The following is a 25,708-nucleotide window of genomic DNA, read 5'->3' as shown; positions in this document are numbered from 1 at the left end:
CTGCTTCAGAATGAACGCCTTCTGCGCTTCCGTGAACTTCGATGCCTTCATCGTTTTCAGCTCCTCTCCCAGCCGGGGAAGGTTAGCCGAAAACTCCAGCTTCAAACGGTCCAGTTTTCAGGGGGCAGAGCAGCATCATAACTGGACATCTCGATCTTCCATCCAAGGGGATGACCAGCGACTACCTTTTTTGGGGGGTGCCGATGGCGGCGGATTTCTATCGGTTCGTCATCCTGCTCTGAGCCGAGGATATGACATTGCTCCCCAGAGGCTCGACACGCAGCAAGGGCGGATGAAGTCGCGTCCGACCAATCAGGCCGCCATCACAAATGAAGGTCTGTTCTAGGATCTGGTACCTTGGCTGGTTTACGGGTGGCGTCTTTAACAGGGGGCGGCCATCCGCTGCATTTCATAGCATGAATAGCTATGCCGATGATCTGGCCGAGTGTGTCAAATCCATTGATCTGCCACTCCACCGGCGGCGAAGTCACTCGGCATATATCGGCCGTCATCGTACTAAATTGGTCGCCGTGTAATGCTGATCGGGGCCGTGCCGCCAATCATACTAAAGGCCGCAGCGAGTCCCGAAGATCTTCGGTTGGTGATGTTTGACGTGTCGTGCAGCCGCCTTTTAACGGATCGCGCACGGTTCTATAAGGAACTGGCAACGGCCTTGTACGGTGCTAATCGGCCAGTGCTGTCTGCGCTTTCAAACGTCGCCCGGATCGTTTGATCTACTCGTGCGATTAACGTGCAGATAAGGCAGCCGAAATAAGCTGAAGAAGACGTTCTGCTGTGTAAGTCGCGACGAAGCCAAAATCAAAGTAGCAAGTCTCTTGCTGCGGGACTTTCGTTAAGTCTATTTATACAAAATGTTATAATCCACGTCGCTGTCGATATTCACTTCGCAGAGCAGGCGCGCTTCACTCCTTCGAATGGCGCGGTCATGGCCCAGTTGCATAGGGGACGGCATGAAGCAGAAAGTCGCCATCATTGGCGGTGGGGTTGGTGCAATCACCACGGCCTATGCGATCACGTGCCAGCCCGACTGGCAGGACCGGTTCGAACTGACGATCTATCAGATGGGCTGGCGTCTGGGTGGCAAGGGCGCGAGCGGTCGCAATCTGTCCCAAAGCGGGCGGATCGAGGAGCACGGTCTACATATCTGGGCGGGTTTTTACGACAATTCCTTCCGCCTGATGCGGCAAGCCTATGAAGAACTGGTGTCCGAGGGGCTGCGTGCGTCTGATGCGCCTTTGGCGCGACTTGAGGATGCCTTTGTCGGCCTCAGCCATTTCTTCATTGCCGATGAGGCAAGGGACGAAAGCGGCAATCCGGTCCTGCGTCCCTGGCGGTTCGACTTTGAGCCGAACGATCTGGTGCCGGGTTCGGGCGGCGCGCTGCCCACACCTTTCGGGTTTCTCAGGCTGGCCTTGGCACAGGTATCGCAACTGCTGGAGCGCAGCGGGATGCCTGCCGCTCCGATGCGTGCGCAGCGCTATCTGCCGGATCTGTCGGCCTTTGGGCTCACGGCCGAGGCAGCCTCGCCGCTGCATCTGCTGCGCAATCTGGTCGATAGGCTACCGGGCGACCTGCGCTTTCTTGATGCCGGAGAGATGGCGCTGTTCTCGGCCTTGGTGGGAGAGGCGCAGGACTGGCAGACAAGCCTGCGCCAAAGCGCGGCGCTTGACGATGACCAGCGGCGGACGGGCTATATCATCAGCCTGACATTGGCCTTTTGCCGGGGGATGATTGCCGAAGGCGGCTTCAAGGCCGGTTTCGATGCCATCGACGATTGGGAAATCAGCGACTGGCTGCTGCATCACGGTGCCTCGCGCGAGGCGGTCTATTCCGCGCTGTTCCGGGGCTGCTACGATTATGTCTTCGGCTTTGCAGGCGGCAATACGGCGCAGCGCAGCATGGGTGCGGGGACCGCGATCCGCGGCCTGCTGCGGCTGGCCTTCACCTATAAAGGCCACCTGTTCTACCGCATGCAGGCGGGCATGGGCGACACGATCTTTGCGCCTTATTATCAACTGCTGCAGAAGCGCGGCGCGCGCTTTTGTTTCTTCAATGCGGCGCGAAGACTGATTCCAGACGCCACAGCCTATGACATCGCCGCAATCGAGATGGTCGAGCAAGCCCGGCCCAAGGGCGACACCTACGATCCGCTGATTGATGTCGCGAAGCTGCCCTGCTGGCCCTCGGCACCGCTGTGGGATCGGCTGGAAGACGGTGAGGCGCTGGCCAATGCGGCACCGGATTTCGAATGCGAAAAGACCCCGCCCGAAGGTCGGGCCTGGCGATTGGAGAAGGGGCGGGATTTCGATCTGGTGGTGCTGGGTGCCTCGCTGGGGTCACTCTCGTATCTGGCCAGCGATCTGATTGCGGTGTCGCCGCGCTGGCGGACGATGACTGAAAAGGTGCGGACGGTCGCCACCCATGCCGCGCAATTATGGCTGGATCGCAGCGCACAGGATCTGGGCTGGAATGCACTTGCAGGTGGCACTGCTCCGGGCGCGCCCGAGGACCTGCGCACCGTCATCACCAGTTTCTCGGAACCGCTGGATACCTGGGCCGACATGAGCGACCTGCTGCCGCGCGAGGGTTGGGCTGCGCCGGGACCGATGTCGATTGCCTATTTCTGCAGCCCATGTACGGACGACGCCGACCGCGCCACCATTGCGGCGGACACCCGCGCCTGGGCGGATCGTGACCTGATCCGCATGTGGCCGGGCGCAGTGCGGGACGGTCGTTTTGACGCCTCGATCCTGCATGCGCCGGGGGCGGTGGATGACGATGCGCGATGGGCGGCGCAATATTACCGCCGCAATCTTTACGGCTCCGAGCGCTATGTCCTGTCGGTGCCGGGCAGCGTGGAATACCGGCTGGCCCCGGATGATTGCGGCTTCTCGAACCTGTTCCTGGCCGGAGACTGGACCCGCTGCGGCATCAATGCAGGCTGTGTCGAGGCTGCCACCATCTCGGGGCTGATGGCCGCGCGCGGGCTGACCGGGCGCCCGATCGAGATCGTGGGCGAGACCGATCTTGGCCCCGACTTCATCCCCGGCGCATCGCAATCCCTGACCAGCCCCTATGCACCGACCGCGCCTTGGCCACTGACCCCGTTCTTTGCGACCGGCAGCATCGACGGCTGGTTCAGCTTTCACGCCGTCGATGCGGCGGCGCTGTCCCAAGTCCTGCCACCGGGCATGCGCCTGCACGCGCAGGGGTTAACTCCGCCGGGCACCCATCCCGTGGCCTTGCTGGCCAATCGTCAGATCGGGGTCAGACTGTCGGCCCAGCCGGCTTTTACCGGCTATCCGGATTACCTTGAGGCGATCATCGCCATCAACCATGTCGCCATCGACGGCATTCCCGGCCTGTTCAGCTATCTGCCCAATCTCTACCTGAACAGCCGCGTGCCGCAATTGGTCGGTGTTGGCTTCTATGGCTACAACAAGCGGATGGGACGGCTCAGCATGACCGGCTCGGATTACCATGTCGCTTCGCCCACAGGGCAGGCGATCTGGTCGGGAGACTATCAGCAAAACGGCTTCGAAAGGCGGCTTATGAACTCGCCCGAATGCGGCGCGGTCGAGGCTTTGTGTCAGCAGATCGTTGTCAGTCAGCATCCGGTGATGGGCTGGCGGTTCTCGTCCTTTGACTTCAACCTGACCGCTGCCCGGATCGCTCCGGTTCATGCGCGGATCAGAATCAACGATTCAAATTTGGCGCAACTTCCCGCCGGAGAGATGTCGGCCCAGCCCCTGACCATGACCGGCCCGGGGCAGGCGATGCGGCATGTGGGTCTGCCGGGGGCATTCCGCATCCGCACTGCCTGGACCTTATCAAATCCATTCGACAGCGGCAGGCTCCGGGTGCTGCAGGAAAATAGAACTTATGTGAAATAAAGTCTGAATGCTCAGGAGGTTGTATGCCAGTATCCAAGGGCAGGCATGGAGATCCTCCGAGTGCCACTCCCCATGCCTTGCGGGTCGGCCGGATTTTGGTCGGCAGGCAGGCCGAACTCGCCTGTCTGGGCAATCTCGACCGGCCCTGCTTGGGTATAGGCGGGGCCGGGAGCGGCAAAATGGCGCTGGTGAACAGCACTCGCATGTAATCTTTGCAGCGGATACGCTGAGGTGATCCGAAAGCCAGCATCCGTTCCGGCAATGGCTCAGGTCGCGATGGGCGGGGAATCCAGCGATTTCGCGATGCTGTGCGAGACATTCCCCAATCTTGCGCCGGATGATCAGCTCGCTCTGGCGCTGACGCTTGACCTGCCGCAGGAGACAGGCGCTGATGGCGCGTTTCTCTGGACCTGATGCCGAAGCTGCGCGCGTCGGCAAGGAGCGATTGGAGTCGATATCCAAGATGAGAAATCGCCGCATCCGCAGACTGTTCTATCTCGGAGCGGTGGGGTGACCGGCACCCGCAGCGGTCTGATTCCGGGGGCGGCTGGCTGGGTGGCATGATCCGGACCAAGCTACTCAAGGTCATATCGATCGTACTAGCCAACCGCATGGCGCACGATGCTGAGAACCGCTGAAGCCTGACGGGCAGCAGCACAATGACAAACCATCCGGGCCACTGACGACCTTAACGGATTGCCAAGGTCACGGTGAGAGGATCGCACACTGACGGCAGCAAGTCAGGGACACCGGTTCGCACCGGGCCTATAGCCGCGTCGTTGATTGGGACCCCGAGCCACACGCGGACGTCCGTCGTGGCGCGCGGGCGAACGGCGGTTGAGACGCCGAATCCGAAGCTGCCCGAGTTTCTGCACCAGATCGACTTGAACGAGCGTATTGCCACGGTCACCACCGACGATGCTCGATACATGCACCTGCCATGATCGTCGGCAGGGGTGTCTAGGCGATCATTCCGCCCCGCAGGAACGCGTCACGATGGAAGTCGACGACCGCCAGAGCGCGAAGCGAGATGCTGAGGGCGGTCGTGCACTCTGGCGGCGATATAGTGATTATCATTGCTGGAGCCACGTCGAGTTATGAGGAGGGGCGGAAAACGATCTGCAGATCGTTTTCCCGCCGATTGGATGAGCTTGCCCGACGCTCTTGCGGCAGCGTCTCATAGCGCGTGATTTCGGATGCAGGTCGTAGAGAATCAGGCGCGCGTTGCGGTAATGAGCCCGATCATAGTCTTCGGCATCCCCGTCGCCGTGGCTGCGGATAAGTGGTGGGAAAAGGGAAAGGGGAACCGCGGCGGTTCCCCAATTTGCGCAACAGTTCTACCGCCGCACTTCAAAATAGACCTTCCACAAGTACAACTGCCTATAAGTATAATCAAGATTATGTTAAGTGAATTGATGGCTTAGCAAACAAACGGTTGCTCTTTCATCTAAGGAAAACCACGTACAACGCTAACACACCCGTAAAGGCCGACACACACTGTTGGCTGAATCTGTCGGCCAGAACCTCTGAAAAACCGTTCAGGAGGGACGGTGGGGTATATTCGACTCTGCGCCTCGTCGTATCAGCTCAGGCTGAGCCATGCACTGAAGCGCTCCGCCAGTTCTGCCTCATGATCGACCCAGAACTCGTAGGATGATCCAAGTGCGTTCTGCATATTGGCCGCGTTGGTCGGCATATGCGGAGCCATCTCGGTCTTGCCGTCCTGATAGAGGCCAACGACACCGGCCGACGACTTGCGTGCCGGACCGTAGCTGATCCATTTCGCCTGATCCGCCAGCCGCTGCGTGTCGGTGGCGAACTTGATGAATTCCAGCGCTTGGTCCTGGTCCTCGGCACCCTTCGGGATGACGAACAGGTTATACTCGTAGACCTGCCCATCCCAGACGATCTCGAAGGGCTTGCCCTCGGAAACGGCAGCGCCAAAGATCCTGCCATTATAGGCCATGGTCATCGCAACCTCGCCATCGGCCAACAACTGCGGCGGCTGCGCACCGGTTTCCCACCAGACGATGTCCTTCTTGATGCTTTCGAGCTTGGCAAAGGCGCGGTCGATGCCTTCTTCGGTATCCAGCACGGCATAGACCTGATCTGCCGGCACACCGTCGCCCATCAGTGCCATTTCCAGCACGGCTTTGGGTACCTTCTTGATCCCGCGCTTGCCGGGAAATTTCTGGGTGTCGAAGAAGTCCGCGATGGTCTGCGGCTTGGCTTCGGGGAATTTTGTCTTGTCATAGGCGAAGATCGTCGAAAAGACGATTGAGCCGACTGCGCAATCGGACAGACCCTGAGGCAGAAAGTCCTCGCTGGCCGGGGTGCCGTCGGGTGCCGGTGGCAGGATCGACGGATCGATCGGCTCCAGTAGCCCTTCGTCGCAAAGCCGGATCGCGTCGGCATATTCGACATCGGCGACATTGGTGGTGACATTGCCCGCCTCGACCTGCGCCTTGATCGGGATCGCCGGGTTATCGCTGTCGAGCGAGACGACCTTGATGCCGGTCTGGGCGGCGAAGGGCTTGTGATAAGCCTCGACCTGACTCTGGCCATAGGTGCCGCCCCAGGACATGACGGTGATCTCGTCAGCCATGGCCGTGGTGGCAATGAACAGGAAGTTCATCCTTACCACCGACCCTCGGCGTGCCGCTTGCCTCTATGCCACATAGTAGACCAAGCACGGCGGCCACCCTCTTTTCGCCATCCGCGCCCGCTTCATCACTAGCGATATGCCCGAAAGTTCGATGTTACCCGTTAGTCGCCGCCAATCACTCCCAAGAACCGCCGACCGCTAGCGTGCGGGCTGCGGGATCGCCACGCCGAAGGCACGATATTGGCGTCGATCTGCGACGGCACCTTTCCCGCCGATATGATTGACTGTGGTGACAGCACCCCGTTGGGCGGGTTGATGTCATATACCCACCTAGGCCTGAAGTTGGTGGGTCGTTCACAGCAAGGAGGCGCGGCTTGCATTTCTGGCCAATCATGCCGGGCGTGAGGAGCGCATCGTCTTTTGCGCCTCCCGAAGGCAATCAGGCTGACGCAACGGTTTACGCCCAATGTCTGCGTGTGGCCAAGGCGCAGGAACGGCTGCAATTCGGCCAGCAATTCATTGCGCATTGCCCGGGAGGTCGGTTTTACAACCCGGGCGTATTCCTCAATGCCTTCCTGCATGTCGTCGGCTTGCCGCCCGGTACCTCAGACGTGCCACGCCTAAGCCTGACCGCGCCGAGCCGGGGGCGCGGGCATAAGGCCCTTCCCCGACCCGCGCCGGTGTAATGCACTCAGATACCAGCGCTGCTGTAGCCGATCATCAAAGGCCGGTACGCCCGCTACTTTCTACAGGCGACCCGGCTTATGTCACGCTTGAAGCTGCAATGTGGCGCGCAGGGTGTCCAGCGCCTTACGCTCGGCTTCCGAAATAGCCTCACCGCCAAAGCCCATGAAGCCGCCCTCTTTTGCCGCCTCGGCAACGCGGGTAGCGGTGTCGATCAGGAAAGTCCTGAACTCTGCCGCATGTTCAGGAGAGGCCCCGTCAACCAGCGCCGCGATCTCACCTACCCGCAAGATTGCCGCCTCAGAGATTTCCGAGGGCTTCTTGCCCTTCACCAATGGCTTCACACCGTCGGTCGCGGCACTCCGGCCCTCGGAGGTTCGATAGGCTGCCGAGATCTCGGCGGCGAGCGTCCCTTCACCGGCCTTCTGGACAGAGCTTGCCACCGCTGCGCTTTCCTGCACAGCGCCGATAAGCCCGCCCGGATCCGCCGCTGTCACCGCGAGCCCGACCAGCATCGGCGCCTGAAGTACCGCTGCCCAATCCTCGGACGAGAATTTCTCTTTCAACGTCATCGTGATGGTCTCCGTGAAATAATCCAGCCATCAAACGCACAGGCCGCCGTCAGGTTCACCTGCGAATGGCCATGCGTCATCGGACCGCAGGCAGAAGCTCGGCATGGGCGCGTCCTGACGACAGACGGTCAAGAACGAACGTCGCCCGTCTTTCGACATCGATCTTCGGCAAGATGATCGGATCATATCCGAGGCGGTCATAGGCATCGATCAGCCGGTGGTATTCCGCGATGGCGTCCTCCATCTCATGCTGCCTTTCACCGTCCGTGGTAAATATCTCCGGCCAAGGCGGGGTCAAAAAGACCCGCCTGCAAAAGGGCTCAACGCCGCTGAGAGTGTCGGATACGGGTACTCCTGCCGCATGTTCCAGCGCCACGGCCGCATCGACGATGCCCCGATCAAAGAAAACCCAGCCCTTCGCGCCCTGCATCCCTTCCCGGTCCGCGACAGCCATGTCGATTGCCCGCCGCGCGAAAGCTTCGAGGTCTATCCAAGGAAGCGCCCTGCCCTTGCCGCGCATCTCTTGCGTGACAATCCTTCGGCCAGGCTCTGCAACCGTCGCATAACCACGCCTTCCGAGTTCAAGCAGAAGCGTCGATTTTCCTCCGCCCGAACAACCCGACAGAATGACATGTCTGCTGCCAAGATCGTTTTGCATCAAACCCTCCTGCGCGTGGCCCGCCAAGTACTGGCGGCTGGTTCCGGGCGATCGCAAGGGGCACTGCCACCATGGGAAAACCCTTGTGCGGTTCGAGCCAGTTCGCGGCGCAGTCTTCGGTCGCGCTTCAGATGCCACTCGCGGCTCATCGCCTCATTGCGCGTCGCCAGACGCTCTGCATATATCAGGCTCCAGCTTCGGCCCCGAGTGGATTTGGCACCCGCTGCGCCGCCGGAATTGTGCTCGGCCAACCGCCGCTCAAGGTCCAGCGTCCATCCCACATAGGTGCGATAGCCATGGGGGCCGTGGCAGCCTAGGACATAGACATAAGCCGTCATGGTCGTTTCCCGAGCACCCCGCTGCACGTTGATACGTGGTATCCTGATAAACGCGGAAACATCATTCCCCCAGATTGCTTGCAAACCTTTCGGCCAGCTTGTCGCGGCGGAAGGTCTCGGTGACAAGATCGACGAAAACTCGCGTCTTGGCTGGAAGCAGGGTCCATGAGGCGTAGCAGAGCGAAATCGCCCCTTCATCGGCGCACCATTGCGGGGGCAGGCGCATCAGCTTGCCGTTTTCAAGGTCGCGCAAGATATCGGGCATGGCAAGCAAGGCGACACCACGGCCAAGCCTCGCCGCCTCGTGCGTCGCGGCGGGATCGTGCAGGGTGACGGTCGGGGGCAGCATGGCCGTCCTCGGCGGCATCGGGCATCGCCCAATATCGCACGTCGCCGGTGCGAAGCGACCGCATGACGATGCCGTCCAGTCGTGACAGGTCATCGGGATCGGTCAGCTAGGCCGCCCCGCCATGTAGCCCGGCGCGGCGACGATGCCGGGCGTCAGGTCGAAGCCCGCACCGATTTCCGTATCATAGCCCTCGGTGGCCAGATCGAGATGGCGGTTCTCGAAATGCCATTCCGGGCGGATCCGCGGGTAGTGCCGCAAAAGGTCCGGCAAATGCGGCAGGATGAAATCCGCCCCAAACGTCGGGCTTAGGCCGACCTTCAACATCCCGGCAGGCTTGGACGCCCCCGAGGAGATATCCGCAATCGCCGCTTGCAGCGCATCGAGATTGCCGCCGATGGATTGCAGAAAATGCTCGCTCGCCTCGGTCCGGACCAGCTTTCGGGTCGAGCGGTGGAACAGGCGCAGGCCCAGATTGCGTTCCAGCATCGCGCCATTTCGGCTCACGGCGGCAGCGAAAGGCCTCGCAGAAACTCGCGGCCTTGGCGCTTTTGACGAATCTTTCCAGATTTCTTGAAGCAAGAACAAATGATTACCGACTAATCAGGCACAAGCAACAGGCGCATTTTGGCAACATCGACATCCTCGTGAGCAATGTCGGCCTTGGCCTTGGCGGCCCGATCGAGGAAATCCCCTTCGAGACCTATCAACGCATGATCGCCGTCAATGTCATCTGGGTTTTCGTCGCCACGCAGGAAGCCGCGCGCCACATAAAGCCTAGCGGACGGATCATTCAAATCGGCTCGTCGGTGACGCGCTATGCGGCCTTTCCGACGGCTTCTCTTTACACCCTGACCATGGGCGCGATCTCCGGCTTCAACCGCAGCCTTGTCCGCGATTTGGGAGCAAAGGGGATCACCATCAACACTGTCCATACCGGCCCCACTGATACCGACATGAACCCCGCCGACGGTAGGGTGGCAAAAACCGTCGGCCCCGGCACGACCATTGGCCACTATGGCCAGCCTACCGAGATCGTCAGCGCGGTCGCCTTTCTCGCCGGTGCCGAGAACGTCGCGGATGGTCGATGACCGCCTGACCCATTAGAGGAGGGCAACTATGAACAGCATCGGCATTATCGGCCGCGCCCTCGCCCGCAACAATATCCACGCCACCTCATCGAGCAGCCGCGGCCCCGATTCCGGTATTGCAACTCGCTACAATCGTTACTTTGACCTCGCCTTGTAGACCATCTCATGGTCTGGACCTTGATCGTGTCGATGGTTCCGGAGGCGATGGTGGTTGGTATGTCGGACAGGACCACAAAATCAGCTAGCTTGCTGGTCTCGATCGAGCCTTTGGACGCAGCTTCGGAATGCCGCCAGACCGGCCAGATCGTCGTGGATTTCAGCGCAGTTGTCACATCCACCCTTTGGGCCGGGACGATGATGTCGCCCGCGCGCGAGCGCCGCGTCACCGTGGCGTCAAGGAAGCGCGTGCTGTTGGGCATGGCCATCGTTGCGTCGTGATGGCTGCTGACATCCCACGTCTGACCAGCCAGCCCGTCGGCGAGATGTTCTCGACAAACTCCGGCCCGACGGTATGGTCGAGGTGCCATTCCCCCCAATAGAAGTTGTGTACCGGATAGAGCGAAGCGAAGGTATCCCGCCGCCTCGCACAGGAACTGGCCATGGATGATCACCGGGCGGTGGTCTGCCGGGCCATATTTCTTGGTTGTGGCGTAGACTGCGGCGATTAGCATGTCGGACGCGCCTTCGCCATTGGCATGCAAGATGATCTGAATGCCCTTGCATAGGCCCAGTCCATCACGTCCACGGTCTGTTCCATCGTCGCGGCGGAATAGCGCGCATATCCCCGCGGATATAACCCACGGGCGCGGAATAGGGCCGGTTTCTGAGCGCCGTGAAGTTCTAAGGCGAGCCGTCGATGGTCAGCTTGGTGCCCGCGACGCGGAAGCGATTGCTATACTCCTTGGGTAAGCGTCCGGTCTGACTGCCCTGCCGCGCGGTGAGCGTGGGAGATAGTGTCCGCTGTAGATGGTGGACACTATGGTGCGAGCGTGGCGCGTCGGATAAAGCGGCTTTGGTCGGACGAAGAGAAGCGGTCGATCTGCCTCCAGACGACGGCTCCAGGCGTTTCGGTTGCGCAGGTGGCGCGCCGTTATGCGGCGAACGCCAACATGGTGTTCAAGTGGCTGCGCGATCCGCGTTATGCCCCTGAGACAACGGCAGTGGCGGCTACCCCCGCCTTCCTGCCCGTGGAGATCATAGACCATGTCAGGAAGGATGATCTGGTCGTAACCAGCGAGCCGACACGTCCGCAGGAGCTGATCGAGGTCGAGCTTGCGGGCGGTCATCGGCTGCGGATCACCGGCAGTTACGATCCTGATGTCCTGGCGCGCCTGATCCGGGGCCTGACAGCATGATCCCCGTGCCGGTCAACACGCGGGTCTGGCTGACGGCGGGCGTCACTGACATGCGCAAGGGCTTTGCGGCACTGTCCGCGCAGGCCGAGGCGGTGCTGAAGCAGGACCCGTTCGCCGGGCATCTGTTCGTCTTCCGCGGCCGTCGCGGCGACTTGGTCAAGGTGATCTGGTGAGATGGCCAGGGGGCCTGCATGTTCCTGAAGCGATTGGAGAAGGGCCGGTTCGTCTGGCCCGCGGCCAAGGAGGGCAAAGTCGCACTGACGCCGGCGCAGCTATCGATGCTCCTGGAGGGGATCGACTGGCGGGCCCCGGAACGGACGTGGCGCCCCTTGGCAGCGGGATAGTCCACCAGCCCTGCAATCAATGATTCCCACAATGAATACAGTTGGATAAACTGTTTGCATGCTCGATCAAGCCCTCACCCTGCCGGAAGACCCCGAGGAGTTGCGCGGCTTCACCGCGCGGCTTCTGGCCGAGGTGAAGGCGCAAGCGATCCTGATCGAGAAGCTGCGGCATCAGTTGGCCGGGCACCTCGCCCATCGGTTCGGGGCATCATCCGAGACGGCGGAACAGCTTCAGCTTGCCCTTGAGACCAGCGAGATCGCTGCCGCCGCGATGACGGCGCGGATGAAGCTGCCCGACATCGAGGAAAAGGACAAACCCAAGCGTCGTCCGATCCCGGATCATATCCCGCGAATGGAAGTGGAACTGACCCCTGGCTCCGAAGCCTGTGCCGATTGCGGCGGCGGCCTGCGCCGGATCGGGGAAGATGTGACGGAAGAGCTGGAATACGTCCCCGGGCGCTTCATCGTGAACCGGATCGTCCGCCCTCGACTGACCTGCTCGTGCTGCGAACGGTTCGTCCAGACGCCACTGCCCTCGCGCCCGATCGAGCGCGGTCGCCCGGGGCCGGGCCTCCTCTCCCATGTCTTGGTCAGCAAGTATGCCGACCACTTGCCGCTCTACCGCCAGAGCCAAATCTTCGAGCGCGAAGGTCTTGACCTGGATCGCTCCACGCTGGCCGACTGGGTCGGCAAGAGCACGGCCCTGCTGGAACCCTTGGCCGAGGCCATCGGTCGACATGTCCTGTCGGCTGAGGCGATCTTCGCCGATGATACGCCGGTCAGCATGCTGGCCCCCGGCACCGGAAAGACCCAGACGGCACGCCTCTGGACCTATGCCCGCGACGAACGGCCGTGGGAAGGCACCGCGCCACCGGCGGCTTGGTATCGGTTCACGGGAGATCGGAAAGGCCAGCACCCCAAGGATCACCTTGCCCGCTTCCGCGGCTGGATGCACGCCGACGGCTATGCCGGATTCGAGGATCTCTACCGCTCCGGCGCCATCCGCGAGGTCGCCTGCATGGCCCATGTGCGGCGCAAATTCGTCGACATCCACCGATCACAGGGCTCACCTATCGCCGAAGAGGCTATTGGCCGCATCGCGCAGCTTTATGCCGTCGAGAAACAGGCCAGAGGGTCGCCACCTGACCGCCGCGCCGAATTGCGACGCGCCCATGCGGCCCCGGTCTTCGACGACCTGGAGCGATGGCTGGCCATGCAACTCACCACGATCTCTGGCAAATCCCCGCTGGCCGCGGCTAGCCGATATGCTCTGACCAGAATAGAACGCTTGCGCCCATACCTCGACCACGGCATCCTCGAACTCGACAACAACGCTGCCGAACGTGGCACGCGCGCCGTCGCCCTCGGCCGTAAAAACTACCTCTTTGTCGGCTCCGAGGCAGGCGGCAAGGCCGCCGCCATCGCCTACACCCTGATTGAAACGGCCAAGCTAAATGGCGTCGACCCACAAGCTTGGCTCGCCGATACCCTTGCGCGCATCTCGGATTACAAGATCACCAAGGTCGATGAACTGCTGCCATGGCACTGGAACGGATAGCAGTTAGACCGGACGCTTACTTCCTTGGAGCCATGGCCGCGATTTAGTCGCGATCAACCAGCGCGTTGGGATAGGTCAGCACGTCGATCTTGAAGCCTCCCATCCGCGGCTTTCTTCAGGGTTTCCGTGGCTTCGGGAACCGAGCGGCTTTCTTTGGCCGTGGTATTCCAAAGTTGGTCCAAAGCTCCTCTCCGGCATGGGCATACGCTTCGAACCCCTTGGTGCCGAGCGGTTTGATAAGCTTGGTCATCGCGCTATAAAAGGCGTTCTCCTCGAGCGCGCCGCTGGCCGTGCCAGCCGCTCCGCGCAGGATTTTGCCGCCGGTCGAGGCCTTGCTTTCGGCGGAAATGCCAGCAGGCTCTAGCGCCTTGGAATCCCCGCATCCATATGGCCGGGCTGGTGGCTGACAAGTCCGGCACGCTGGATGCGGCATCAAGACCGGGTCTTGGCCAACACAAGGATCAGATTGGCTTCCTTCACCGTATCGGCGTTTTTCGGTTCAGTTCTTCAGCTGGTCTGTAAGCTCGCAATATGCTTGACCTCACCATCGAGAGGCGAAAGCAGGTTGGCGGACAGGAGGGTAGCCCCACCGAAATGTGGCCATGTGCGTCGAAGACGCCTAGCAGGATGGTCCGCCAGAATAGATCATGTCCGCGATATCCTGTGTCGGTGCCGCGTCGGGGACGAACAGCCCCGGTCATCGCGAGCGTCCTTGCGGCGTGGCTCAAATTTTCAGGAAGCATCCGTATCTTCCTTTGGCTCGAGCGTATTGTTTCGGTTTTGCAGCAACTCCCGGCTGAACTCGGGTCGCGATTGTCCGTGTCGGCGCAGTCAGCAATCGCGGTGCCCTCCGAATTGAAATGCTGAACCGTTGGAGGAGTTGACCAGTTCCGCCGCCCGACCAAAACGCGGCGACAGACCTGCATCGCGACGCGCTGAATTTCATCGACGGCTTGGACGAGTCGAATACCGATGCCGTGATTGCTGCGGCATCTAGATCCGAAGATCAGGCCCGGACCTTCCTGCGTTATTGGAAATAGCCAACCCCTCGCTCGGCATCATGTCAAATGTCTTCGTCTTGCGGCGCAGTGTCAGGATGGATCGCCGCCTATCGCGACCTGCGGTTTCGGCAAAAGGACGCCGATGGCAGCAGCTTGTTGAACCATTCCATTGAGATACGGAAGCCGACCCGGCTATGAAGCTCGGGTTACCAACAGGTAATCAAGAAAAAACGACGAGGGCTTCCAGATGATCGATTGGCGGGGACGCAGGCTGGCCTGCTCCGCGACACTTGCCCTGTGCATGGCGCTTGCCGGATGCACGGAGCAGGCAGTACGAACTGACAGATCCACATCCGACGTCGAGGTCGGTGCGAGGATCAGCAAGAACAGCGATGTGTCAGTTGGGCGGATCTCGCCGGACCGCATGTCTCTTGCCCTTCTCGAAGTGAAGCAGAAGCAGCACCGTGGCAGCAGGGTCTGGTGCGTTCCATTCGCGCGGACGGTAAGCGGGATTGATATTTCTGGAAACGCCAAGGACTGGTGGGGCAAGGCAAAAGGCCATTACAATCGGGGCGTCACACCTGTTCCGGCCTCCGTTCTGTCCTTCAAGGCGACCAGAAAGAACCCGAACGGCCATGTCGCCGTCGTCTCAAAGGTCATCAACCAGCGGCAGATTCTCATCAGCCACGCCAACTGGAACCGTAACAAGGTGTCCATCGATATGACGGCGGTGGATGTCTCGCCGAAAAACGATTGGTCCATGGTTCGAGTTGAAAGTATGCCCGGCCAACTGGGTTCGACATACCCGGTCAACGGATTCATCTATCCGGCAGGTACGAAGACCGCGAGAAATTAGTGCGTGGCAGAACGGGTTGGGTTTTCTTTGCGCCTTGCAGGGAGAGCCTCTGTCCCGGGATGACGCAGCGCGAGGATGCCGTGAGGTGCCGTTCCCCAGCCTAGTGCAGGATGAGCACCCTTATTGCAGACATGCAGTAGGCCAAGATGCCGCAGTCGGAAATCGTCCAAGGCCCTACGCGGTCGTGACGGTTGGTCGCGGGCCTCCTCAGGATCAAGCCAGATGGCTGATCCGCCAAGGGCCAAGGGGCGCTACTTTTGCCGGACCGGCGGAAGCGGCACTGTGTCATGCCTCCGCCGGTCTCATGCGTTCAGTCGTAAAGCCCGCCGAACTGGTCGCGCAGCAGGTTCTTTTGAACCTTGCCCATGGTGTTGCGCGGCAGGTCATCCACGAACAGCACGCGCTTCGGCAGCTTGAACTTGGCCAACCGTTTTTCAAGTGCCGCCAGCACCTCGCCTTCGGACGGAGGCGCAGGACCCACGATCACGGCTGTCACCCCCTCTCCGAAATCGCGATGCGGCAGGCCGATCACCGCGGATTCCGTGACGCCCGGCAGCGCGTCGATCTCGGTTTCGACTTCCTTGGGATAGACGTTGTAGCCGCCGGTGATGATCAGATCCTTGCCGCGTCCGACAATGTGCAGATAGCCGCGATCGTCGAAACGTCCCAAATCGCCGGTGATGAAGAAGCCGTTCTCGCGCAGTTCGGCGGCCGTCTTTTCCGGCATCTGCCAGTAGCCCTTGAACACGTTGGGACCGCGCACCTCGATCATGCCGATCGCGCCCCGGGGCAGTTCCACACCGGTTTCGGGATCGGTCACGATGATCTCGACGCCGGGCAAAGGCATGCCGACGGTCCCCGCCACACGGTCCCCGTGATAGGGGTTCGAGGCGTTCATGTTCGTCTCGGTCATGCCGTAGCGCTCAAGGATGGCGTGGCCGGTCCGCGCCCGCCATTCGCGATGCGTGTCGGCCAGCAGCGGAGCTGAGCCCGAAATGAACAGTCGCATCCGCGACGTCGTCTCTGCATTCAACATGTCGTCTTGCAGCAGTCGGGTATAGAAGGTCGGCACACCCATCAGCACGGTCGCGCGGGCCATGCCCTCGAAGATGCGGTCCACGTCGAATTTGGGCAGGAAGATCATCGACGCGCCGGAGAACAGCGTCACGTTGGTGGCGACGAACAGCCCGTGGGTGTGAAAAATCGGCAAGGCATGGATAAGGACATCGGTGGGGCCGTATTCCCAGGCCTCGCGCAGCGCCGTGGTATTTGAGACAAGGTTGCCATGCGTCAGCATCGCCCCCTTGGACCGTCCCGTCGTTCCCGAGGTGTAAAGCAGCGCCGCCAGATCATCCGACGCGCGCGGCACGGTCGCGAAATCCTCGGCCATGTCCCTGGCGGCATCGGTCAGGCTGCCTTGCCCATCCGCCCCCAGCGTCAGCAGCCGCGCATCACCGACAACGGGTGCAAGCTGCTCGGCCTTCGCCGGGTCGCAGACGAAGATCGCGGGGGCGGCGTCACCCGCGAAATATTCGATCTCGGTCGGGGTGTAGCCGGTGTTCAGCGGCAGGAAGACCGCACCGGCCCGTACTGTTGCCAGATACAGGATGATCGTCTCGACCGACTTCTCCACCTGCACCGCAACGCGGTCACCGGGCTGCACGCCCAGCGACACCAGCGCGTTTGCCATGCGACCGGTGCGCGCGATCAGGTCGGCATAGCTGATGCGCTCGCCGGAAATCGTCTCGATGGCGGTGGTCGTGGGGTCCGAAATGCCACGTGCGAAAATGTCGAAAAGGTTGTCGCTCATCATGGTTCCTTTCATTTCGTGTTCGGCAGCGCGCGCTGCACATCCGGCGCGGCAGTCACCGTGCCGCGTTCGGCAAAGGCTTCGTGGTTCATCTCGATCCGGCTGAGGTCATACAGGTAGTTGACCATCACCCCATGCGACTGCTTCAGCCCATTGGCAGAGATGTCTCCGAGGTAGTTCAGACGGTCAAGCTGTGCGCCATTGCCCAGATGGAAGCGCGCGACGGCGTCGGGCACACGGCCCTTGGCGTCGCGGGCGCGCAGAAAATAGCTGGCTGCGGCAGCCATCAGCGGCGCGCGCAGCGCCTCGGCCTTGGTCGCATCCTTGTGCCAGCCCGGTTCGTCCAGAAGCGCAAAGGCAATGCGCTGATCTGCGTCGATCATCTCGGACGTCTCGTCCTTGCGCTGCACGGCCAGCCATGCGGCAAAACCCGGCACCGGGGACAGAGTGACGAAGGTGCGGACATTGGGCAGCTCGGCCTTCAGCTCTTCGACCACCTGCTTGATCAGGAAATTCCCGAACGAGACCCCGGCCAGCCCCCGCTGGGTGTTCGAGATGGAGTAGAAGACCGCAGTCGTCGCCTGCTCGGCCTCGATCGCCTGGCGCTTGAGGTCCAGCAGCCCGGCCACGTTATCGGGGATGGATCTCGTCAAGGCGACCTCGACGAAAATCAGCGGTTCATCGACCATCTGCGGATGGAAAAAGCCATAGCAGCGCCGGTCAGTCGGCTGCAGGCGATTGCGCAGGTCGTCCCAGTTCTGGATGGCATGGACGGCCTCGTAGCGGATGATCTTTTCCAGAATCGAGGCCGGGGTGTTCCAGTCGATATGACGCAGCACGAGGAACCCCCGGTTGAACCACGATGCGAACAGATGCGCGAAATCGTCATCGACGCGCTTCAGATCAGACTGGCTACGCAGATGGGTCAACAATTCCTCGCGCATCCGGACCAGCGCCGCCGTGCCACCCGGCGCAAGGTTCAGGCGGCGCATCAGCTCCTGCCGGCGCGGTTCGGCGGCGGCATGCAGGTCCTCCATCGCTTCGGGGTCGCGTTCAAAAGCGGTCAGCGCCGCCTTGACCGCCACCGGATCGGGACCGAAGCGTTTAGCCAGCACCCGCAGGAAACCCAGCCGGGCATCGCGCCCGGCAAGGTCAAAGGCCGAAAGCAACCCCTGCGCCAGCGCCACGCCCGAGGCCTCGCCGCGGCGCGACAGCAGCGCCTCGGCCAGTTCCGAGAGTTCCGGCGGCTGCGGCGCGTCCACGCTGTCGCGACGCCACAGCAGGCGACGGCCGCGCTCGGTCAGGGACTCGAACAGCTCGCCCAGAAAGGCGGGACGGCTGGAACGGGGCGCTTCGGTTTTCATCACGATCTCCTTGGTTCAGGGGATGGTTGCCGGGGTCATCCCGGCAACACGACGAAGAGCAGCCACAAAACGACCGGAGCGATCAGGGTGACCAGCGCACCATAGTTCAGCAGCTTGCGGAAGAAGACCTGCTTGTCGATGCCCTGCGCATTGGCCAGAACCAGCGCGCCATTGGTGGAAAACGGGCTGACATCGACGATGGTCGAGGCGACTGCCATCCCGGCGATGAAGCCGATGGCCCCGACGCCGGTATCGCCTTGTAGGAAGGGCACCGCCAGCGGGATCAGCGAGCCCAGCACCGCTGTGGATGAGGCGAAAGCAGACACTACCGCGCCGATAAAGAACAACATCAATGCCGCCAGCAAGGGCGAGGCCATGCCCGCAACGCTGTCGCCGACGAAATCAATGGTGCCCATGCTTTGCAGAACCGCGACATAGGTCGAAACGCCGGTGATCAGCATGATCTCGGGCCAGGCCACCTGCGCCATGGCGCGTTTCTGCATGGTCGGCGCCCAAAGCGCCAGCACCAGACCGATGGTCAGCGCAACGAAGCCGATATCCAGCTTGAAGGCCAGAACCAGCACCGTCAAGGCAGCAAGGCCCAGCAGGGTAACGATCTGATACAGGTTGCCGTCGGGATGGTTGCCCTCTTCGACCTCGGCGACCAGCTTGTTCGATGAGCCGCCGGCCTCTTCGCCGATGCGGCGGGACAGGGCCTCGGCCTCGCTGTCGCCAAAGATCTGCGGACCGGTCGCGGGTTTGGCGATCAGGACATGGGGAACCTTGACCGGCTCGATGTCCTGACGAATGCGCATCAAGGCGCGCCCACCCAGCACCATGAACAGGATCAGGGCCACCGCCGCGTTGACGGTGAAGCTGGCCGCGAAAGTGGTCATCGGGCTTAGCGGCAGACCGGCCTTTTCGACGACGCGATTGGTGATGCCGCCATAGATGCTGATCGGGGAAAAGCCCCCCGCCTGCGCGCCATGCACCACCATCAGGCCCATCAGCAAGGGCGAGATCTGGTAGCGGAAGGCAAATCCCAGCGCGATCGGCGCAACGATGGCGACTGCACCCGGGCTGACGGCGCCCACGGCGGTCAGCATGGCCGAGATGCCGAACATGATCCACGGAATCGCCGCGATCCGGCCCTTGACCGCGCGGACGGCCATGCGGACCAGCCAGTCGATGGTGCCGTTGTTCTGGGCGATGGCGAACAGCCAGGTGATCCCGACCAGCGTCAGGAACAGCCCGCCCGGAAAGCCGCCGATGATGTCATTGGTGCTTTGCCCGGCCAGCAGCGTCCCGACCAGAAACGCGCCGACAAATGCCAGCACGCCCATGTTGATCGGCCAGATCGTGGCTATGACAAACATCGCGGCCAAAGCGTAAATTGATAGAAAATGCGGACTCATGCGCGGCTCCTCCCTCCTTGCAATCTCCACGGATTCACGTTCGACGCGAATCCCCTCCCGCATTTGTTATACGTTTGACGTTTCTTAATGTATATAACATAAACTCGGATGGATGAAACCGGCCGGGTGGGCTATGATGGGATGACGAACAGGTAAAAGGTGAGAGATGGCGAATATTCCGAACACGCTGCGCATCCGCAACGCGCTGGAAAACGCCATTGTGCAAGGTCTTTATCCGCCCGGCGCCCGCCTCGATCCCGAGGCGCTGGAGCGCGAATTCGACTGCTCACGGACCCCGATCCGCGAAGCGCTGCACCATCTGGAGGCATCGGGTCTGGTGCGCGTCTTTCCCAAGCGCGGAACCTTCGTCACCGAATGGAGCGCCGAGGAACTGGCCGAACGCTTCGAGGTCATGGCCGAGATCGAGGCCTCCTGCGGTCGTCTTGCCGCCCGCCGCATTCTGGAATCCGAGATGCAGGCACTGGAACGCGCCCATGACGCCTGCCGCCAGCGTGCCGAGGCAGGCGACGTCGAGGGCTATTACGCCAAGAACTCGGAATTCCATCACAGCATCTACCGCGCCGCGCACAACGCCTTTCTTGAGAAAGAGGCGTCGCGTCTGCACGCCATGCTGCAACCCTACCGCCGGATGCAGCTACAGGTCAGAAATCGAATGGCCCGGTCGCTGGCCGAACATGATGCCGTGGTGGCAATGATCCGCGCGGGCGATGCCGAGGGCGCGGCCAAGGCGCTGCATGATCATGTCATCGTTCAGGGCGACCGCTTCCATGATCTGGTGGTTGCGCTGCGGCACGGCTAGCGGCGCTCCATTCAAGCGTCGAGAAATCTATCGCGACAGGCTTGGAAATGAACGCGACCTCTTTCTTACAAGAGATCGGGCCGATCGGAACAGCCGTCCCCGCCAGCAGTGACGCGCGATAGCCGCTACCCGGCGACTTCCCCAGTTGGATTCCTGTCGGCCGTCGCGCTCGCGCCACATCCCTGACTTTATTTGTCGTCTAATATTCACATTCCTTAGTTTTTCACTAAGGGTCCCGGCAAATCACACCAACGCCCGTTCAAGGACGGGCGTTTCAAACTACAGGCATTTCCATGAATCCCAGACATTTCCTTATCTTGCTGCTTGGCAGCGTCAGCTTTTCGGGCATGCTGCACGCGCAAGAGCCCGTCCAGCTTGACACGGTGGTTCTTGAGGCAGAAAGCGACGAGACGCTTCAGCAGGACGGTTATATCGCCATCTCCGGTCGTCAGGCGATGCGTGTCGAGACCCCGATCCAGCGTTTGCCGCAAGCGGTCAGCGTCATTACGCAGGATCAGCTACAGGATCAGGCACCGCGTACCATGCTTGAGGCGCTGAATTACACGGCCTCGGCAACGCCGGGAAATTACGGCTATGACACGCGCTACGACTCGTTCTGGCTGCGCGGTTTCCCGGCCTATCAGACGGGCGTCTTCCGCGACGGGCTGCGCAGCTTCAACGGTCTTTCGGCCTGGTATCGCAACGATCCCTACACGCTTGAGGGGATCGCGGTGCTGAAAGGCCCGGCCTCGTCGATGTTTGGCGTCAGCACCCCCGGCGGCATCGTCAATCTGGTCAGCAAGCGCCCCAAGGACACGCCCTATCACGAAACCCGCCTGAGCTATGGCAGCTATGCCCGCGTCGAGGCGGCCGTCGATTTCACCGGCCCGCTGGATGCCGAAGGCGACACGCTTTATCGCTTTGTCGCGCTGGCCCGCGATGCCGACACCCATATCGACGGCTATGCCGATGACCGCATCCTGCTTGCGCCCTCGATCAGCTTCCGTTTGTCCGACGACCAAAGGCTGCTGCTCAGCGCCGAATATGCCAAGGATCGCACCGGCGCCGTGGCCTATTACCATTTTGGCTCGGATCTTGACGTGACCGACGCCCCGGCGGGCGATCCGAACTACAACCGTTTCGATCTGGAGCAATTCCGGATCGGCTACGAATACACTTGGGACATCTCGGAAGACACCCAGTTGCGTCAAAGCTACCGCTGGACCAAGGTGCGGGCCGACATGCGCTATGGCACGCGCTACGGGACCTATCCCGATCTGGTTCCCGGCTATTGGGAACGCTACCACGAGACCGCGAAATCCCACGTTCTCGACCTGATGCTGGAGCACAAGCTGGCGACCGGCGACTTCCAGCATACGCTGGCCTTCGGGGCCGATTACACGCGCGGCGAATATAGTGCGGATTACGGCGGAACGGCCCTTGGTCAGGCCGCCAACGAGGCGCTGGACGTGCCCTTCTATGCCTCGCGCGAGCAGGTCCAGACCGGCATCTATTTCGCAGATCAGATCGAACGCGATGCCCTGACGGTTTCGCTGTCGGCCCGCTATGACTGGGTCGATACCGATTATGCCGACGCCGTCTATGGCACCTCGACCGTCAATTCCGGCGAGCAGAAGGACGAGGCCTTTACCGCCCGTCTGGGCGTCTCCTACGAGATGCAGAACGGCGTGACGCCCTATGCCAATATCGCCAGCTCCTTCGCGCCGAACGTCGCGCAGGTCTATGCCGACAGTTCCGACCCGACCGGCAGTCCCGCCGATCCGACCGAAGCACTGCAGAAAGAGATCGGCATCAAATACGCCCTGCCCGATCAGCGCACCGTGATCTCGGCCGCGCTGTTCGACATCCATCAGGACAATGGCATGGTGCTGGTCGTGGGCGATGACGGGCGCAATCGCGGCCTGCAATACGACCTGACCTCGCGCGGCTTCGAACTTGAGGCGATGAGCAATCTTGAAAATGGCGTCAGCCTGATCGCATCCTACGCCCATATGAAGGTTGAGATCAACGAAGGCAGCCCCGGCACCAAGGGCAACGAACTTTCGGGCGTTCCGAATGACACGCTGTCGCTTTTCGTGAAATACGAGCCCGAGGCTGGCGCGCTGGAGAATGTCGGTCTGATGGCCGGGATGCGCTATATCGGCAAAAGCTATGGCGACGATCTGAACACGATCGAGAATGCCAGCCGGACCTATTTCGACCTTGGCGCGACCTATGACTTTGCCGGCCTCGGCTATGAGGGGACGCAATTGCAACTGAATGTCCGCAATCTGTTCGACCGCGAGGGGCAGACCTGCACCGCCGGTTGGTGCTATCGCGACGAACCGCGCATGTTCGACCTGAGCCTGTCGCGTCGCTTCTAAGATGCAGATGACTGCGCGCCGTCTTGCGCTGCCGGCGGCACTGGGAACTCTGGGTGGGCTTTATGTCACCCAGAGCGTGCTGGGCGGATTCATCTGGTCCGCCCTGCCCGCCGTCATGCGCGAGCAGGGTATGGCCCTTGAGAAACTGGGTTTCCTGTCGCTTCTGGTTCTGCCTTGGACGCTGAAATTCCTGTGGAGCCCGTGGGTCGAGCGTTGGCGGCGTCCTGCGGGGCGCGCCCCGCGAACAAAGGCGATGATCGCCTGTGGCGGCGGGCTGGTCCTTGCCGCCCTGTTGGCCTTGTCGGGGCAAACTGCATCGGCCCTTGCCCCTCTGATCGCGACGCTTTTTGTCATCGCCACCGTGACGGCAACCGTCGATATCGCTTGCGACGGCCATGCGGTCGAGGCTTTCCCGCCATCGGCCTATTCCTGGGCCAACATGATGCAGGTCGGTGGGGCCTATATCGGCGCTGCACTGGGCGGCGGGCTGGTTCTGGTCGCGATTGATCGACTGGGATGGCAGGCGGGCCTTGCCGTTCTGGCGGGGCTGTGCCTGATCGGGACCCTGCCGTTCCTGCTTATGCGCCAACCCGCGCCGCGAAGCGAACCGGCTGCGGGTGGCGCAAGCCTGCGCGCGGCGCTGTCCCGTCCCGAATTGCGGCGTGGGTTGCTGATCACGGCGCTTTACGTCGCTGCCATGAAATCCTCGCTGGGCTTTTTCGGACCGTTTCTGGTGGACAAGGGCTTCACCCTGACCGAGGTCGGGCTTTACAGCGCCGCAGGCAGCCTGGTCGTCGGCTTGCTCGGCGCGGTTCTGGGTGGCGTCGCGGTCGCCCGTCTGGGGACGCTGCCGGTGCTGATGATCGCGCTGGCCGGGCAGGCACTGGTGCTGGCTTATTGCCTTGCCGTGGCGGCAGGAATGGCCCTGCCTTTGGGACCATTGGCCGTTCTGACGCAGATCGGTTCGAACGCTTGGCTCGCCTTTGGCTTTGTCGCGCTTTACGCCCGTTTCATGCAATGGTCCGATCCGCGTCAGGCCGGCGTGGATTTCACCCTGTTTCAATGCATGGATGCGGGCGTGGGCATGGTGCTGGGCTTTATCGGTGGCCAGATCGCCGGGCATTTTGGCTATCATGGCCTGTTCGCCAGCGCGCTGGCGTGCTCGCTGATCTGCGCAGTCGGCATCTTGCGGCGCATTGGCGACAAAGCGTAACGAATACAGATGATGTTGCCGACCCTCCTGAGCGGGTCGGCAACATTGCGGCACACAAGTCCATGAATGCCGCGTGTCGACTGAGCCCCAATCGAAGCTCATGCTGTATCGACAGCCACCATCCCCAACATCCTGCTACAATAGCCCAAGAGTCGCGCCCGGATCTTCCCGTCTGCTTCATTTCAGCGAGTAGGATTGCCATGCCATTCTATCAGGACCTGAACGACTACAGGCAGTTCCCCGACCCGAACTATCCCGACAAGCACAAGTGGATCGCGCAGAGGCTTCTGGCCCTTCGCCACGACCTGAATCTTCGGATTGTCAGGGGGCGCCGCTCTGATTCACTCATCGTCGGCACCTGGAACCTTCGCGCATTTGACGGGGGGCTGCCACGGCTTCCCGAAAGCATCCATTACATCGCGGAAATCATTGCCGCCTTCGACATATGCGCCTTGCAGGAACTGCGACCAAATCTGGAGCCGATCCGACGGCTGAAGACCTTGCTTGGGCCGAACTGGGAATATTTCCTGACCGATGTCAGCGACCATGAGGGTGGAAACGATGAGCGCATGGCGTTCTTTTACAACACCGACAAGGTGATCTTCCGCAATATCATCGGCGAGATCGTGATCCCCAAAAGCGTGCTTCCAAGCGGCAACCAGATTTCCAGAACGCCATTCTTTGCGGCTTTTCAGGCTGGATGGTTCCGTTTCACCCTATGCTCTTCGCACATTATCTATGGCAATGACCACGCGCTGCGGGCTGCAGAGGTCACTGCCGTCACCGACGCGCTTGCCAAGCGCGCGAAGGTCGAAGATCAGGTGTTCATCTTCCTTGGTGACATGAATATCGAGGACGTGAACGATCCCATCATGGCCGCTCTCAGGAATAGCAGGATGGAGCTGGCACCGGTGCCGCCATCCAATCTTGGCGGCGACAAACCCTTTGACCAGATAGCCTATACCGTGCGTGGTGCGAGCACCCGCAAGACCCGCCTGCTGCGATCCGGAGCTTTCGACTGGCGCAATGCTGTCTATGGCCCGGCCAAGATGCCCGATCCTGGCGCCCCTGCCGATCCTGGGAACGTGATCAGAAAGACCGACCTAGAGAACATCGCGCATTACGCTCCGATTGTCGCGGCGCATCGTCGGGCGCATGGCGAAGCCCCTCACGCGGATTTTCAAAGATCCTACGCGCAATGGGTGACCTATGAGATGTCGGATCATCTGCCGGTTTGGGTCGAGCTTGAGACAGATTATTCCGACGAATATCTGGAAAAGTTCGTGATCGGCTGACTCAACCATCCCCGGTCACGCCGTCATCCTGCGGGCCATGGCGCGGCGTGCAGTTTTTGCTGAAGGGCTCCTGAGGGCCACGGTT

General features: G+C 61.4%; 22 protein-coding genes and 2 pseudogenes. 14 read left to right on the top strand and 10 right to left on the bottom strand.

All coding sequences use genetic code 11. The features are described from left to right. From IB235_RS25245 to IB235_RS18240, 3 genes are all read left to right on the top strand, one after another. Positions 1-346: hypothetical protein (locus IB235_RS25245; protein WP_225612459.1), on the top strand; the 346-nt coding region annotated here is incomplete at its 5' end. Positions 347-971: 625 nt separating this feature from the next. Next, on the top strand, positions 972-3,914 hold the full coding sequence (locus IB235_RS18245; RefSeq protein ID WP_225612458.1) for an NAD(P)-binding protein: 2,943 nt from the start codon (positions 972-974) through the stop codon (positions 3,912-3,914). A 231-nt stretch (positions 3,915-4,145) separates the two neighbouring features. After that, positions 4,146-4,328 carry a hypothetical protein gene (locus IB235_RS18240; protein WP_192337905.1) on the top strand — a complete coding sequence of 61 codons (183 nt, stop codon included), beginning with the start codon at positions 4,146-4,148 and terminating at the stop codon, positions 4,326-4,328. A 1,168-nt stretch (positions 4,329-5,496) separates the two neighbouring features. On the opposite strand, the gene IB235_RS18235 is transcribed toward IB235_RS18240, so the two are convergent. Further along, the gene (locus IB235_RS18235; protein ID WP_192337904.1) at positions 5,497-6,549 is read right to left on the bottom strand and encodes an ABC transporter substrate-binding protein; all 1,053 of its coding nucleotides are present in this window, start codon (positions 6,547-6,549) and stop codon (positions 5,497-5,499) included. A gap of 344 nt (positions 6,550-6,893) precedes the next feature. On the opposite strand from IB235_RS18235, the gene IB235_RS18230 reads away from it, so the two are divergent. After that, complete coding sequence (locus IB235_RS18230; protein WP_192337903.1) at positions 6,894-7,205, top strand: hypothetical protein; 312 nt, start codon at positions 6,894-6,896, stop codon at positions 7,203-7,205. 81 nt (positions 7,206-7,286) lie between these two features. Here IB235_RS18230 and IB235_RS18225 read toward each other — a convergent pair whose 3' ends face one another. The 5 genes from IB235_RS18225 to IB235_RS25235 form a co-directional block, all read right to left on the bottom strand. Then, positions 7,287-7,775 (bottom strand): hypothetical protein, encoded by a 489-nt coding sequence (locus IB235_RS18225; RefSeq protein WP_192337902.1) that lies wholly within the window; start codon positions 7,773-7,775, stop codon positions 7,287-7,289. A gap of 76 nt (positions 7,776-7,851) precedes the next feature. Beyond that, entirely contained in the window at positions 7,852-8,433 is a 582-nt protein-coding gene (locus IB235_RS18220; RefSeq protein WP_192337901.1) for an AAA family ATPase, read from the bottom strand. Further along, positions 8,433-8,771, bottom strand: coding sequence for a GIY-YIG nuclease family protein (locus tag IB235_RS18215; RefSeq protein WP_192337900.1), 339 nt, complete (start codon positions 8,769-8,771; stop codon positions 8,433-8,435). Before IB235_RS18215 ends, IB235_RS18220 begins: the two co-directional genes overlap by 1 nt. A 61-nt stretch (positions 8,772-8,832) precedes the next feature. Further along, on the bottom strand, positions 8,833-9,120 hold the full coding sequence (locus IB235_RS25240; protein ID WP_225612457.1) for a LysR substrate-binding domain-containing protein: 288 nt from the start codon (positions 9,118-9,120) through the stop codon (positions 8,833-8,835). A 102-nt stretch (positions 9,121-9,222) separates the two neighbouring features. Then, the gene (locus IB235_RS25235) at positions 9,223-9,606 is read right to left on the bottom strand and encodes a LysR family transcriptional regulator (protein WP_225612456.1); all 384 of its coding nucleotides are present in this window, start codon (positions 9,604-9,606) and stop codon (positions 9,223-9,225) included. Between the two features lie 53 nt (positions 9,607-9,659). Here IB235_RS25235 and IB235_RS18205 point away from each other — a divergent pair, with 53 nt between their 5' ends. Together IB235_RS18205 and IB235_RS25605 are read left to right on the top strand one after the other, a co-directional pair. Beyond that, positions 9,660-10,208: an SDR family oxidoreductase gene (locus IB235_RS18205; RefSeq protein WP_192337899.1), complete on the top strand. Its 549-nt coding sequence runs from the start codon at positions 9,660-9,662 to the stop codon at positions 10,206-10,208. A gap of 28 nt (positions 10,209-10,236) precedes the next feature. After that, the gene (locus IB235_RS25605; protein ID WP_255524371.1) at positions 10,237-10,365 is read left to right on the top strand and encodes a hypothetical protein; all 129 of its coding nucleotides are present in this window, start codon (positions 10,237-10,239) and stop codon (positions 10,363-10,365) included. 76 nt (positions 10,366-10,441) lie between these two features. On the opposite strand, the pseudogene IB235_RS25890 reads toward IB235_RS25605, so the two are convergent. Continuing rightward, positions 10,442-10,879, bottom strand: a pseudogene (locus tag IB235_RS25890) (amidohydrolase family protein); the annotation flags it as partial. A 282-nt stretch (positions 10,880-11,161) separates the two neighbouring features. Here IB235_RS25890 and IB235_RS18195 point away from each other — a divergent pair. From IB235_RS18195 to IB235_RS18180, 4 genes and pseudogenes are all read left to right on the top strand, one after another. After that, on the top strand, positions 11,162-11,563 hold the full coding sequence (locus IB235_RS18195; RefSeq protein ID WP_192337897.1) for a transposase: 402 nt from the start codon (positions 11,162-11,164) through the stop codon (positions 11,561-11,563). Then, positions 11,560-11,907 (top strand): annotated as a pseudogene (tnpB, locus tag IB235_RS18190) (IS66 family insertion sequence element accessory protein TnpB). The gene IB235_RS18195 and the pseudogene tnpB overlap by 4 nt, the downstream one beginning before the upstream one ends. A gap of 58 nt (positions 11,908-11,965) precedes the next feature. Beyond that, positions 11,966-13,465: an IS66 family transposase gene (locus tag IB235_RS18185; protein ID WP_192337896.1), complete on the top strand. Its 1,500-nt coding sequence runs from the start codon at positions 11,966-11,968 to the stop codon at positions 13,463-13,465. Positions 13,466-14,713: 1,248 nt separating this feature from the next. Continuing rightward, positions 14,714-15,322: a CHAP domain-containing protein gene (locus IB235_RS18180; protein ID WP_225612455.1), complete on the top strand. Its 609-nt coding sequence runs from the start codon at positions 14,714-14,716 to the stop codon at positions 15,320-15,322. Positions 15,323-15,632: 310 nt separating this feature from the next. Here the strand turns inward: IB235_RS18180 and IB235_RS18175 are convergent, their stop codons facing one another. The 3 genes from IB235_RS18175 to IB235_RS18165 are packed head-to-tail and all read right to left on the bottom strand — an operon-like array spanning position 15,633 to position 19,911. Continuing rightward, positions 15,633-17,132 (bottom strand): malonyl-CoA synthase, encoded by a 1,500-nt coding sequence (locus IB235_RS18175; protein ID WP_192337895.1) that lies wholly within the window; start codon positions 17,130-17,132, stop codon positions 15,633-15,635. Positions 17,133-17,143: 11 nt separating this feature from the next. Then, positions 17,144-18,496, bottom strand: a complete 1,353-nt coding sequence (locus IB235_RS18170; RefSeq protein WP_192337894.1) for a malonyl-CoA decarboxylase — start codon at positions 18,494-18,496, stop codon at positions 17,144-17,146. Positions 18,497-18,531: 35 nt separating this feature from the next. Continuing rightward, entirely contained in the window at positions 18,532-19,911 is a 1,380-nt protein-coding gene (locus tag IB235_RS18165; RefSeq protein WP_192337893.1) for an SLC13 family permease, read from the bottom strand. Between the two features lie 166 nt (positions 19,912-20,077). Here IB235_RS18165 and IB235_RS18160 point away from each other — a divergent pair, with 166 nt between their 5' ends. The 4 genes from IB235_RS18160 (at position 20,078) to IB235_RS18145 (ending at position 25,623) form a co-directional block, all read left to right on the top strand. Beyond that, positions 20,078-20,731 carry a GntR family transcriptional regulator gene (locus tag IB235_RS18160; protein ID WP_155041185.1) on the top strand — a complete coding sequence of 218 codons (654 nt, stop codon included), beginning with the start codon at positions 20,078-20,080 and terminating at the stop codon, positions 20,729-20,731. 293 nt (positions 20,732-21,024) lie between these two features. Beyond that, positions 21,025-23,115 (top strand): TonB-dependent siderophore receptor, encoded by a 2,091-nt coding sequence (locus tag IB235_RS18155; protein ID WP_192337892.1) that lies wholly within the window; start codon positions 21,025-21,027, stop codon positions 23,113-23,115. 7 nt (positions 23,116-23,122) lie between these two features. Then, positions 23,123-24,328 (top strand): MFS transporter, encoded by a 1,206-nt coding sequence (locus tag IB235_RS18150; RefSeq protein WP_192337891.1) that lies wholly within the window; start codon positions 23,123-23,125, stop codon positions 24,326-24,328. Continuing rightward, complete coding sequence (locus IB235_RS18145; RefSeq protein ID WP_192337890.1) at positions 24,274-25,623, top strand: endonuclease/exonuclease/phosphatase family protein; 1,350 nt, start codon at positions 24,274-24,276, stop codon at positions 25,621-25,623. Before IB235_RS18150 ends, IB235_RS18145 begins: the two co-directional genes overlap by 55 nt. The last annotated feature ends 85 nt before the right edge of the window (positions 25,624-25,708 follow it).

This window comes from Paracoccus sp. PAR01 (assembly GCF_014851995.1).
Taxonomy (GTDB): domain Bacteria; phylum Pseudomonadota; class Alphaproteobacteria; order Rhodobacterales; family Rhodobacteraceae; genus Paracoccus; species Paracoccus litorisediminis.
Note: the sequence above shows the minus strand (reverse complement) of the source record. Positions and strands in the feature narration are given on the sequence as shown.